This window comes from Tabrizicola piscis, from assembly GCF_003940805.1.
Lineage (GTDB): Bacteria > Pseudomonadota > Alphaproteobacteria > Rhodobacterales > Rhodobacteraceae > Tabrizicola > Tabrizicola piscis.
In genome coordinates, this window is record NZ_CP034328.1 from 2,463,158 (window position 1) to 2,475,000 (window position 11,843).

13 protein-coding genes (1 of these 13 cut by a window edge) are annotated in these 11,843 nt (G+C 64.6%); 5 read left to right on the forward strand and 8 right to left on the reverse strand.

Going from position 1 to position 11,843, the window contains the following annotated elements:
• Positions 1–3 precede the first annotated feature (3 nt).
• From bfr to pyrF, 4 genes are all read right to left on the reverse strand, one after another.
• Positions 4–486 (reverse strand): bacterioferritin, encoded by a 483-nt coding sequence (bfr, locus tag EI545_RS12030; protein WP_125325699.1) that lies wholly within the window; start codon positions 484–486, stop codon positions 4–6.
• The gene (locus EI545_RS12035; protein WP_125325700.1) at positions 483–734 is read right to left on the reverse strand and encodes a (2Fe-2S)-binding protein; all 252 of its coding nucleotides are present in this window, start codon (positions 732–734) and stop codon (positions 483–485) included. The genes bfr and EI545_RS12035 overlap by 4 nt, the downstream gene beginning before the upstream one ends.
• A gap of 4 nt (positions 735–738) precedes the next feature.
• Positions 739–1,989 (reverse strand): imelysin family protein, encoded by a 1,251-nt coding sequence (locus tag EI545_RS12040; RefSeq protein WP_125327443.1) that lies wholly within the window; start codon positions 1,987–1,989, stop codon positions 739–741.
• Between the two features lie 100 nt (positions 1,990–2,089).
• Positions 2,090–2,797, reverse strand: a complete 708-nt coding sequence (pyrF, locus tag EI545_RS12045) for an orotidine-5'-phosphate decarboxylase (RefSeq protein ID WP_164517280.1) — start codon at positions 2,795–2,797, stop codon at positions 2,090–2,092.
• Positions 2,798–2,867: 70 nt separating this feature from the next.
• On the opposite strand from pyrF, the gene EI545_RS12050 reads away from it, so the two are divergent.
• From EI545_RS12050 to EI545_RS12060, 3 genes are all read left to right on the forward strand, one after another.
• On the forward strand, positions 2,868–3,743 hold the full coding sequence (locus tag EI545_RS12050; protein ID WP_125325701.1) for an ROK family protein: 876 nt from the start codon (positions 2,868–2,870) through the stop codon (positions 3,741–3,743).
• 72 nt (positions 3,744–3,815) lie between these two features.
• Complete coding sequence (locus EI545_RS12055) at positions 3,816–4,583, forward strand: hypothetical protein (protein WP_125325702.1); 768 nt, start codon at positions 3,816–3,818, stop codon at positions 4,581–4,583.
• 101 nt (positions 4,584–4,684) lie between these two features.
• Positions 4,685–5,512: a TolB family protein gene (locus EI545_RS12060; RefSeq protein WP_125325703.1), complete on the forward strand. Its 828-nt coding sequence runs from the start codon at positions 4,685–4,687 to the stop codon at positions 5,510–5,512.
• On the opposite strand, the gene EI545_RS12065 is transcribed toward EI545_RS12060, so the two are convergent.
• Positions 5,500–5,940: a hypothetical protein gene (locus EI545_RS12065; protein ID WP_125325704.1), complete on the reverse strand. Its 441-nt coding sequence runs from the start codon at positions 5,938–5,940 to the stop codon at positions 5,500–5,502. The genes EI545_RS12060 and EI545_RS12065 overlap by 13 nt on opposite strands.
• Before the next feature lie 279 nt (positions 5,941–6,219).
• On the opposite strand from EI545_RS12065, the gene clpB reads away from it, so the two are divergent.
• Positions 6,220–8,835, forward strand: a complete 2,616-nt coding sequence (gene clpB, locus EI545_RS12070; protein WP_125325705.1) for an ATP-dependent chaperone ClpB — start codon at positions 6,220–6,222, stop codon at positions 8,833–8,835.
• Between the two features lie 35 nt (positions 8,836–8,870).
• Here the strand turns inward: clpB and EI545_RS12075 are convergent, their stop codons facing one another.
• The 3 genes from EI545_RS12075 to EI545_RS12085 form a co-directional block, all read right to left on the reverse strand.
• Entirely contained in the window at positions 8,871–9,623 is a 753-nt protein-coding gene (locus tag EI545_RS12075; protein ID WP_125325706.1) for an SDR family NAD(P)-dependent oxidoreductase, read from the reverse strand.
• 102 nt (positions 9,624–9,725) lie between these two features.
• Positions 9,726–10,217 (reverse strand): fasciclin domain-containing protein, encoded by a 492-nt coding sequence (locus tag EI545_RS12080; RefSeq protein WP_125325707.1) that lies wholly within the window; start codon positions 10,215–10,217, stop codon positions 9,726–9,728.
• 107 nt (positions 10,218–10,324) lie between these two features.
• Positions 10,325–10,810, reverse strand: coding sequence for a fasciclin domain-containing protein (locus EI545_RS12085; protein WP_125325708.1), 486 nt, complete (start codon positions 10,808–10,810; stop codon positions 10,325–10,327).
• Between the two features lie 284 nt (positions 10,811–11,094).
• On the opposite strand from EI545_RS12085, the gene msrP reads away from it, so the two are divergent.
• Positions 11,095–11,843 carry the 5' portion of a protein-methionine-sulfoxide reductase catalytic subunit MsrP gene (gene msrP, locus EI545_RS12090; protein WP_125325709.1) on the forward strand. It continues 157 nt past the right edge of the window, so only the first 749 of its 906 coding nucleotides appear in the window; the start codon lies at positions 11,095–11,097; its stop codon lies off the right edge, out of view.

An 11,843-nucleotide genomic window follows, 5' to 3' on the forward strand; every position in this document is an offset into this window, starting at 1 on the left:
GGATCAGCCTTCGTTGAAGGTGCCTGCGTTCAGTTGCATGAAACGTTCGGCCCCCAGCTTTTCATGCAAGGCGATCTGGGTTTCCAGAAAGTCGATGTGACCTTCTTCGTCGGTGGCAATCTCTTCGAACAGCTTCATCGACACGATGTCACCGACCTTGTGGCAATAGTCGCGCGCTTCGCCATAGAGCGCGCGGGCTTCCTTTTCCGCTGCAAGGTCGCATTGCATGGTTTCCAGCGGGGTCTGGCCAATGCGCAGGGGGTCAAGCTTTTGCAGGTTCGGGTGGCCTTCCAGAAAGATCACGCGGGCGATGAAGCGGTCAGCGTGCTGCATTTCCTCGATGCTTTCGGCACGGCTTTTGGCGGCCATGTGCTTCAGGCCCCAGTCGTCCTGCAGCCGGTAGTGCAGCCAGTACTGGCTGACGGCAGTCAGTTCGGACCGGATCGCGCGGTTGAGGTAGTCGATAACCTTGGTGTCACCCTTCATGGTGTTTCCCTGTGTCTGGTGCGGGCTGGCTTGCGCAGGTCCCGCAGGTTCATGGGTACTTCAAACGTATCGCAGTCACGCATCGTGTCGAGGAAGAGTGGCAGGCATCCGCCACAATCCGCGCGTTTCCCAAGGGCGCGGTAGACCTTGCCGGGGGTGATCACCGTGTCGATGTCGGACGCGCGCATCCAGTCGACGGCGGCGCGAATGTCGTGGTCGGAGATGCCCTGACAGTGACAGACGATCATCGGATCACTGGAAAACGGCGTTGGGATTGTCGAGGCTGTCCGAGCCTTCGAAGCTGATTCTCGACAGGCCCAGCAAGGTGACGGCGCGGTCGATCGAAGCGGTCTGGGTCACAAGGGCGGCAACGCCGCCAAGGATGAGCGATTCCCCTTCCGCATTGCCGGGGGCGAGCATCTGGTCATAGGCCAGCCCGGCCTCTGCCGCCGCCTTGATTTCGCCAAGCGCTGTGACGGAGGCGTCAAGATCCGCCTTCAACTGGATATCCATGCCGGGATCGGCGGCTGCGACGAGATCGGACAGCGACGGGCCTTCAACCACGCTGCCATCAACCCGGGTATAGCTGCCAAGGTAGACGTTCCTGATGCCGATGCCGTCGTAGAAATGGCTGTTGTGGGTGTTGTCGGAAAAGCAGTCATGCTCTTCCTCGGGGTCGTTGAGGAGGACGCCAAGTTTCATCCTCTCTCCGGCCAGTTCGCCATAGGACAGGCTGCCCATGCCGGTCAGCGCGGCCAGAAGGCCTGCGGTCGGGTCGGTTGTGACAGCGGCGCGGGCGGGGCCGGTTTCGGACCAGTTGGCGGTCATCTCTTCAAGATCCGATACCAGAAGATCGGCAGCCGCTTGTAGATAGGCGGCGCGGCGGTCGCAGTTGCCGCCCGTGCAGGCATCGGTTTGCAGGAAGTCCGTGTAGGGGCGGCTGCCAGCGCCGGGGTTCGTGCCGTTCAGGTCTTGGCCCCAGAGGAGGAATTCGATGGCGTGGTAGCCAGAGGCGACGTTCGCCTCGATCCCGTCCGCCTCATGCAGGGTGGTGGCGATGAGGGTGGGGGTGATGGTGGTGGCGTCGATGTCGCTGCCCGAGAGGGTGAACTTTGGCGTGGCGATGACATTGAGGAGGGCGAGGGCGTTCTCACCGCCTGTGGTGGAGGCATCGACATAGTCGATCAGGCCTTCGTCCAGCGGCCAGGCGTTCACCCGGCCTTCCCAGTCGTCGACGATGGGGTTGCCGAAGCGGAACACCTCGGACTGCTGATAGGGGACGCGGGCGGCAAGCCAGGCGGTCTTGGCGGCGGTCAGGGTTTCGTCGGACGGGGTGGCGATGAGGGCTGCGATGGCTGATTGCAGGGTTTGCGCGGTGGTCAGGCTGTCTTGATAGGTGGCAAGCGCGATGTCGGCGTAGGTTTGCGTCACTGCCTCGGGCGTTGCGGCAAATATCGGGGTCGCAAGAGCGGTGGTGAGAAGCAGGAGGGGGGCAAAGCGCATCGGCAGACCTTTCGGCATTGGGTGCCGAATGTCTGACTAAAACACTTGGCCTTGTAAAGCCGATTCTTTTACTTGGGAATTTGGTCCCGATGGCGGGGTGTCAGCCGGAAAGCTCGGCAATGACGGCGCGGGCAGCGGCGGCGGGGTCTTTTGCCTGCCAGATCGGGCGGCCGACAACGATGTGGTCTGCCCCGTCGGACACGGCCTGATGCGGGGTGGCGATGCGTTTCTGATCCCCCGATGCGGACCCCGCAGGGCGGACACCGGGGGTGACGATCAACCGACCCTGTGCCTGCGGCAAAGCGCGGATCATCGCCGCCTCTTGTGGGCTGGCAATCACGCCATCGGCCCCGGCCTCGAACGCCCGTGCGGCGCGTTCAAGGGTGATGGCGTGAATGTCGCCGGGCTTGATCAGGTTGGCGTCAAGGTCATCCCGGTCCAGCGAGGTAAGGACAGTCACGGCCATAATCTTGAGACCGGTGCCACGCTTGCCTTCGGCAGCGGCGCGGACGACCTGTGGGTCGCCGTGGACGGTCAGGAAATCAAGGTCGTACTGCGACAGGCCACGGACAGCCGCCTCAATCGTGGCGCCGATATCGAAGAGCTTGAGGTCAAGAAAGATGCGCTTGCCCTGTTCGTGCTTCAGCTCGTTGGCCAAGGCAAGGCCGCCCCCGGTCAACATGCCGAGGCCGATCTTGTAAAAGCTGGCGGCGTCGCCGATCCGGGCAACAAGGTCGAGGCCCTGCACCACATTCGGGACATCAAGCGCCACGATCAGGCGGTCATCTGCGGGCATCATGGCCTCCATCTGGCAGGGTCGGGGCGGTTTGACGGCACGGGGAAGGGCTGTCAAGACTGGCGGGCAAAGGGGGGCGGCGATGATCCTGGCGTTTGACATCGGCGGCAGCCGGATCCGGGCGGCGGCGTGGGACGGCAGAGGGCTGGAGGCGCTGGGTGAAGTGGCGACGCCGGTGGGCGACCGCGAGGCGTTCATTGCTGCGCTGCAACAGTTTGCCATGGGGCGGACGGCTTCGGGCATTGCCATTTCCATCGCCGGGGTCGTGGACCCGGCAACCGGGATCGGAAAGGTCGCGAACATCCCGGCCATCGACGGGCTGGCGCTGGGGACGGCGCTGGAAGCCGCGACCGGGCTGCCCGTGCTGGTGCGCAACGATGCGGATTGCTTTGCGCTGGCCGAGGCGCAGGTCGGGGCCGGGCGGGGGCATGGCACGGTCTTTGGGGTGATCCTTGGCACTGGCGTGGGCGGTGGGCTGGTCATCGACGGGCGTGTGGTCACGGGTGCTGGGGGCTTTGCCGGGGAATGGGGGCACGGGCCGGTGATCAGGGACGCGTTCGCCTTTCCCTGCGGCTGTGGGCAGGTCGGCTGCATCGACACGGTCGGCGGTGCGCGGGGGGTGGAGCGGTTGCATCTGGCGCTGCATGGCGAGGCCTTGGGGTCGGAAGCGATTGTGGCGGAGTGGCAGGCGGGGGACCTTGCCGCGGCAAGGACGATGGCGCTGTGGTGCGATCTGGTGTCCGGACCGCTGGCGATGGTGGTGAATGTGGTGGGCGCCGGGATCGTGCCGGTGGGCGGCGGGCTTTCCCGCGCGCCGGGGGTGGTGGAGATGCTGGACGCCGCCGTGCGCGCGCGGGTGTTGCGGGCGACGGATGGGCCCTTGCTGGTGCGGGCGGTTTGCGGGGCGGACGCGGGCCTTTTGGGCGCGGCCTTGGCTGGGCAGGCGGAGTGGGGGTAAGGGGCTTGGCCCCTGCGCGGTCGCTGGGGCATGGTGGCCTGCGCGGGCAGAGGACAGAGGACGGGGGCAGTAATGGACTTCAGCGTGACCTATGATCGGCCGGAGGAGGGCCCGGGGTCCGGCCCCGTGACGGTGGGCTGGTTTCTGGCGAAAGACAAAGGTGCCGTGTTGTTCGACCCGCCCGAGCGGGTGGCGATCCGCCCGCCAAACCGTGGCCATGCCAAAAGTGCCAGCCGCTGCCCGGCCGTTGTCCAGCTGGAAAGCCGGTATTTCATGGTGAAGTGCCCGTTCGACCTGCACATCGGATTTCAGCGCGACGACAAGGGGAAGGCGGTGCTGGTGAACCGGGCGGGGGCGGCATCCCCGATCCGGACGTCGAAGCTGAATGAGGTGCTGACGCTGGTGACCGAGGCCGAGTGGCGGTTTCCAGACCGCCCGACGGTGCAATTGCATCTGCCCTACTGCTTCATCGCGGATGAAATGGTCTACATGTCGCAGCTTTCGGCCTTTGCGCATTATCGGGCCGACCCTTTGCCGGGCACGATCTTTGGCGGGCGGTTCCCGATTTCGATCTGGCCGAGGCCGCTGATGTGGGCCTTCGAATGGCATGAACCGCAGAAGGATCTGATCCTGAAGCGGGGCGAGCCCCTGTTCTATGTGCAGTTCGAGGGAATGGACCCGGCCCGCCCGGTGCAGGTGGTGGAGGCGGAGCGGACGGCAGAGCTGGAAGCCTATCTGGAGAAGCTGACCGGGGTGGTGAATTACGTCAACCAGACCTTCAGCCTGTTCAAGGCGGCCGAGGCGGTGCGACCGAAGAAGCTTTTGGTGCCCAAGGGGTGACCCCCATGGCCAGCCCCGGGGGGTTTCACACCCCCCGGACCCCCCGTGGAGTATTTGGCAAAGAGCAATCACAATTTTATTCAAATTGAAGGAGTTGGCGGGTGAAAAGTGTCATCGAGACCTATGAGCCGGCCACCGGTCAGGTGCGGGAGGTGCTGGTGGTTGCGGGGCGGATCGAGGCGCCGAACTGGGCACCCTCGGGCGATTGGCTGCTGGTGAATGGCGACGGACGGCTGTTCCGCGTGCCTTTGGCACGGCCGGAACTTCTTGCGATTGGGACCGGTCCTGCGGATCGGTGCAACAATGACCATGGGATCAGCCCGGATGGGTCGGTCATCGTGCTGTCCTCGCATCATGAGGGGGTGGGGTCGCAGATCTATGCGATGCCGGTTGCGGGGGGCGCGTTGCGCAAGGTCTCACCGGCGGCGCCAAGCTGGTGGCATGGCTGGTCGCCGGATGGGGCGCGGCTGGCCTATGTGGCGGCGCGGGGTGGGAGCCGGGTGGTCGATGTCTACACCATCGGGGTTGAGGGCGGAGTGGAGCGTCGGTTGACCCAAGGCGAGGGGCATTGTGACGGGCCGGACTACAGCGCCGACGGGGCGCGGATCTACTACAACTGCGACCGGGGTGGGCATGCGCAGATCTGGGTGATGGCGGCGGATGGCACGGGGCAGCGACAGCTGTTCGAGGATGACTGCGTGAACTGGTTTCCGCACCCGTCGCCTGATGGCCGCCAGTTGGTGTATCTGGCCTATCCGCCCAGAACGCTGGGGCATCCGGCGGACCTGCCGGTGGCGCTGGTCTTGTGCGACCCGGACGGGGGCAATCGTCGCCGCGTGCGGCAGTTCACCGGCGGGCAAGGCACGATCAACGTGCCAAGCTGGTCGCCTGACGGCCGGGCCTTTGCCTATGTGCGTTACGAGCCGTAGGCGGGCTTCAGGGTGGAAAACCGGCCGGGTTGCGCGCCCTCGGACGGGTCAGCCAGCCCTGCCGCCTGCAGGATAGGCTGCAGATGGCGGGGGTCGCCCCAGACCGAGATGTAGACTTCGGGTGGGAAGCCGTTGGACAGGTGTTCGGGCACAAGGTCGATGATCCTGACCCGCAAGGCATCGCCATGCGCCAGCGAGGGGGCGACGATCTCTTCGGCCATCGGGCCAAGGTGGCCGACAAGGCCGGCCTTCTGCCGGGGGATCAGCCCGAAGATCGGCTGGCGCAGGCGGGCGAACACGCCGATGCGCCCATCGCCAAGCCGGTCCAGCCAGGCAGAGTCACCAATGGCAAGGCCGGTGCGGGCGACATGGACCATCAGGCCCTCGACCGGGGCCTTGTGGATCAGGGGAAGTTTTGCATCGGTCATCTGGTGCCTTTCGGTGGCGAGGCTGCAGGATGGCGGCCTTGGCTGGCGGATGACAAGCCGCTCGGCCGATCCGACGGTTGCCTGCGCCCGATCCCGCCGAGAGGGGGGCGCCAGGTCGGCAAAGATCGGCCAATCGGGGTTGGCGGGCTTTGGACCGATTTTGCAGGGCGCAGGGATTGCAAAACGGCTGATCCGCGCCCAGATCATGGGCAAGGCCCTATGCGATGTGCTGGATTTCCGGGCATCGCCACCGGGGTGCTTCATCAGAGGAGAAGACCGATGAATTTGGAGAAATTCACGGAACGGTCGCGCGGGTTCCTTCAGGCCGCGCAGACGATTGCGATGCGGGACAGCCACCAGCGCGTGCTACCCGACCATCTTTTGAAGGCGCTTATGGATGATGACCAAGGGCTTGCGTCGAACCTGATCCGCAAGGCCGGCGGTTCGCCCGAGCAGGTGAATGCGGCCATCAACGCCTCATTGGCCAAGCTGCCGAAGGTTTCGGGCGGCGATGGCCAGACGTACATCGACCCAAGCCTGGTCAAGGTGCTGGACGAGGCGGAGTCCGTGGCCAAGAAGGCTGGCGACAGTTTCGTGCCGGTGGAACGGCTGCTGACCGCGCTGGCGCTGGTCAACACGCGGGCCAAGGATGCGCTGACGGCGGGGGCGGTGACGGCTCAGGGGCTGAACTCGGCGATCAATGAGGTTCGCAAGGGGCGGACGGCGGACAGTGCTTCCAGCGAAGACACGATGGAGGCGTTGAAGAAATACGCCCGCGACCTGACCGAAGCGGCACGCGAGGGCAAGATTGACCCGATCATCGGGCGGGACGAAGAGATTCGTCGCGCGATGCAGGTGCTGTCGCGGCGGACGAAGAACAATCCGGTGCTGATTGGCGAACCCGGCGTGGGCAAGACCGCGATTGCCGAGGGCCTTGCCCTGCGGATCGTGAATGGCGATGTGCCGGAATCCTTGCGCAACAAGCGGTTGATGGCCTTGGACATGGGGTCCCTGATTGCGGGGGCGAAGTATCGGGGTGAGTTTGAGGAACGGCTGAAGGCCATCCTGAAAGAGATCGAGTCGGCGGCGGGGGAAGTGATCCTGTTCATCGACGAGATGCACACCCTGGTCGGTGCGGGCAAATCCGAAGGCGCGATGGATGCGGCGAACCTGATCAAGCCGGCGCTTGCGCGGGGCGAGTTGCACTGCATCGGCGCGACCACGCTGGATGAATATCGCAAGCATGTGGAAAAGGACGCGGCCTTGGCGCGGCGGTTCCAGCCGGTGTTTGTGAGCGAGCCGACGGTCGAGGATACGATCAGCATCCTGCGCGGGATCAAGGAGAAGTATGAGCTGCACCATGGGGTGCGGATCACCGACTCGGCCTTGGTGGCGGCGGCGACGCTGTCGCATCGGTACATCACTGACCGCTTCCTGCCGGACAAGGCGATTGACCTGATGGACGAAGCCGCCAGCCGGTTGCGGATGGAGGTGGACAGCAAGCCCGAGGAACTGGACGCGCTGGACCGGCAGATCCTGCAATTCCAGATCGAACAGGAGGCGTTGAGGAAGGAAGACGACTCCGCGTCGAAGGACCGGCTGGAGAAGCTGGAAAAGGAACTGGCCGATCTGCAGCAGAAGTCGTCGGAGTTGACGGCCAAGTGGCAGGCGGAGCGTGACAGTCTGGATGCGGCGCGGGGGCTGAAGGAACAGCTGGACGCCGCGCGGGCCGAGTTGGACAGTGCCAAGCGTGAGGGCAACTTCGCCAAGGCGGGTGAGCTGCAGTACGGGCGCATCCCGGAGCTGGAGAAGAAGCTGGCCGATGCCGAAGGCCGTGAAGGCGAGGCGCTGGTCGCCGAAGCCGTGCGGCCAGAGCAGATTGCCGAAGTTGTGGAACGCTGGACTGGCATCCCGACCACCAAGATGCTGGAGGGCGAGAAGGAAAAGCTGCTGAAGATGGAAGAGGAGCTTGGCCGCCGTGTCATCGGCCAACGGGCTGCCGTCGAAGCGGTCTCCCGGGCCGTGCGGCGGTCACGCGCTGGGTTGTCGGATGAGAACCGGCCGCTTGGCAGCTTCCTGTTCCTTGGGCCGACCGGCGTGGGCAAGACCGAACTGACCAAGACGCTGGCGGAATACCTGTTCGATGATGACTCTGCGATGGTGCGGATCGACATGAGCGAGTTCATGGAGAAACACTCCGTCAGCCGTCTGATCGGCGCGCCGCCCGGCTATGTCGGCTATGACGAGGGCGGGGTGCTGACCGAGGCTGTCCGCCGCCGGCCTTATCAGGTGGTGCTGTTCGATGAAGTCGAAAAGGCGCATCCGGATGTGTTCAACGTGCTCTTGCAGGTGCTGGACGATGGCCGGCTGACCGATGGGCAGGGCCGGATGGTCGACTTCAAGCAGACGCTGATCATCCTGACCTCCAACCTTGGGGCGCGGGCTTTGTCGGAACTGCCGGAAGGCGCTGACGCTTCGCGTGCCAAGGCTGAAGTGATGGAGGCGGTGCGCCAGCACTTCCGGCCCGAGTTCCTGAACCGGCTGGATGAGCAGATCATCTTCGATCGGCTTAACCGGGCGGATATGTCGGGCATTGTCGAGATCCAGCTGAAGCGGCTTGAGGCGCGGCTTGCGGCGCGGAAGATCGCGCTGGACCTGAGCGCGGAGGCCAAGCAGTGGCTGGCCGATGAAGGCTATGATCCGGTGTTCGGGGCGCGGCCGCTGAAGCGGGTGATCCAGCGCCAATTGCAGGACCCCTTGGCCGAGATGCTGCTGGCGGGCGATGTGCTGGACGGCGCGACGATCAAGGTGACGGCAGGGCCTGAGGGCCTGATCATCGGGGACCGCGTGGTGGCCAGCCGCCGCGAACGGCCAAGCGAGGCTGTGGTTCACTAAGTGCAGCGGGGGTGGGCAGCGATGCCCACCCTCTTTTATGCCCGCAAGGCTGGTAGGCCGATGCCCGTCGCTTCGAAGCCCCCATCCACGGCGATGGTCTGGCCCGTCACATAGGACGCGCGGGGCGAGCAGAGGAAATGGATCACCTCGGCAATCTCATCCTCGGACCCATAGCGGTTCAGGGGGATGGCGTCGTGGTAGGCGGCGATGATTTCGGGCGAGTGGACGGCCATGGCCAGCTTGGTGCGCACCGGACCCGGTGCCACGCAATTGGCGCGGATGCCGTGTTCGCCAAGTTCCACGGCTTGTTGCAGGGTCAGTTGAATGACCGCCGCCTTTGACGTGCCATAGGCAACCCGCAGGGTGGATGCGCGCAGGCCGGAGATCGAGGCGATGTTCACAATCGCACCTTTTGACGCCTTCAGCGCGGGCGTGGCGGCCTGAGTCACCAGAAAGACGCCGTCAAGGTTCGTCTCCATCACCCGGCGCCAGCGGTCAAAGCCGGTGTCTTCCACCGGGCCGAAATCGGCGACACCGGCATTGTTGACCAGCGCGTCGATGCGGCCGGACCGGGCAAGGGTTTCGTCGATCAGGCGGGAGGCCTGATCGGGAATCGACACATCCGCCAGTACCGGAAAGGCGCCCGTCAGCCCGTCCGCCGCCGCCATGAGGGCGGGTTCATCGCGGTCGATCATCGCGACGGTCCAGCCATCGGCGAGGAAACGGCGGGTTGTCGCAAGCCCGATGCCGCGTGCGGCGCCGGTTACAAGGGCGGTTTTCTGGGACATGGGTTACCTCCGATCAGGGCGGAGGGTGACGCGCTGCCCGGCGATGCGCAACGGGAAAGCGGCAAGGAATGGGGGCGGCAAGATGTGCCGCCCCGGTCAGGATCACTTCGGCAGAAGCACGCGGTCGATCACATGGATCACCCCGTTCGAGGCGATGATGTCGGCAGTCGTGACGCGCGACCGGTTCACCTTCACGCCGTTGCGTCCGTCGATATGGACGGTCTGGCCCTGAACGGTGGCGACATCCAGACGCTGACCGGCAAGCTGGTCCGACGTCACGGCACCCGGCACGACATGGTACCTCAGGATCTTGATCAGCTGATCCTTGTTCTCGGGCTTCAGCAGGTTTTCGACGGTGCCTGCGGGCAAAGCCTCAAACGCGGCATTGGTCGGGGCGAAGACGGTGAAGGGACCGTCGCCTTTCAGCGTGTCCACAAGCCCAGCGGCGGTTACGGCCGCGACGAGGGTGGAGAACTGGTCATCCGATGCAGCGATATCAACGATATCCGGCTCGGAGGTCATCGGAACACAGGCAGAGATCAGCGCAACGACGGACAGGCCGCCGAGGGCGCGAAAAAGCGCACGACGATTCATGGATTTGGATCCTTGATGTGATGGGGGGTGTGTTGGGGCGGCGGCCCCAGAGAATTAGGCGCCGCGAAAAAGTTGGGGGGCGCCAGTGGCACCCCCCTTTGGTCGTCTTAGCTTTCCGGCGGCAGGATCACGCTGTCGATGACGTGGATCACGCCGTTCGAGGCAGCAACGTCCGGAGCCGAGATGACGGCGCCGTTCACTTTCGGGCCGCCTTCCAGGGTGATGGTGACTTCGGCGCCATTGACGGTCGCGGCGGTCATGCCCTCGGTCAGGTCGGTCGACATCACGGCGCCCGGGACGACGTGATAGGTCAGGATCGAAACCAGCTTGTCCTTGTTTTCAGGCTTCAGCAGGTCCTCGACGGTGCCGGCCGGCAGCGCGGCGAAGGCGGCGTCGGTCGGCGCGAAAACGGTGAACGGGCCAGCGCCCTTCAGCGTTTCGACCAGGCCGGCGGCTTCCAGAGCGGCAGCGAGCGTGGTGAACGAGCCGGCGGCGACGGCGGTGTCGACGATGTCCTTCGAGTGGCCGTCAGCAAAGGCGGGCATTGCAAAGGCGGTGGCGGCGGTCATCGCGAGAAAGGTTCTGCGGATCATTTGGTGTCACTCCCGTTTGATCGGTGTGCCGTGATTGGCAGAGGTTATATGGGCTGGGCGCGACACTAGATCAGTCCGACTTTCGCGTGAGCGGCGCTTGACGGACCTTTGGTGAGCGCTAAGCCCCGCCCAGTTTCACGGACCGATCAACCCACTGTGAGGAGAGTTCATCTGACGTGAACGCAGGGCCGGATGTTTCATCGCCGTGTCGCAGTCGTGAGTCGGTTTGTTTTGCCTTTCAGGCAGAGAAGCGCAACTTTGCTTGAAACGAAAAGGAGCCTGACATGTCCCGCCGATTGACCTGGTCTGACGTGACACCCAAGCCGGTGTGGCTGAACCGCCGTCATCTGATCACCGGCGCTGCCGCGCTGGCAGCGACCCCGGCGCTGGCCCGGATCGAGGCGTCGCCCAGCACGTTTTCAACCGACGCCACGCCGAACACCTATGAAGAGATCACCAGCTACAACAATTTCTACGAATTCGGGACCGGCAAGGAAGATCCCGCCCTCTACTCCGGGGGCCTGACGGTTGACCCATGGTCGGTGGTGATCGACGGGCTGGTCGACAAGCCCGGCACTTATGATCTGGCGGACCTTGTGAAGGATCAGGCGCTGGAAGAGCGGATCTACCGTTTCCGCTGCGTCGAGGCGTGGAGCATGGTGATCCCCTGGATCGGGTTCGAGCTGTCCGGCATCCTGAACCGGGTGGGCGTCCAGTCCGGCGCGAAGTTCGTGGCCTTCGAGACCTTGGTGCGCCCCGAAGAGATGCCTGGCCAGCAAAGCCGCTTCATCGAATGGCCCTACCGCGAAGGCCTGCGGCTGGATGAAGCGATGCATCCGCTGACGCTTATGGCGACCGGTCTTTACGGAGAGCCGATGCCAAACCAGAACGGCGCGCCGATCCGGCTGGTCGTGCCGTGGAAGTATGGGTTCAAGTCGATCAAGTCGATCGTGCGGATTTCGCTGGTGGCCGAGATGCCGCCGACGACCTGGAACATGCTGCAGCCATCGGAATACGGCTTTTATGCCAATGT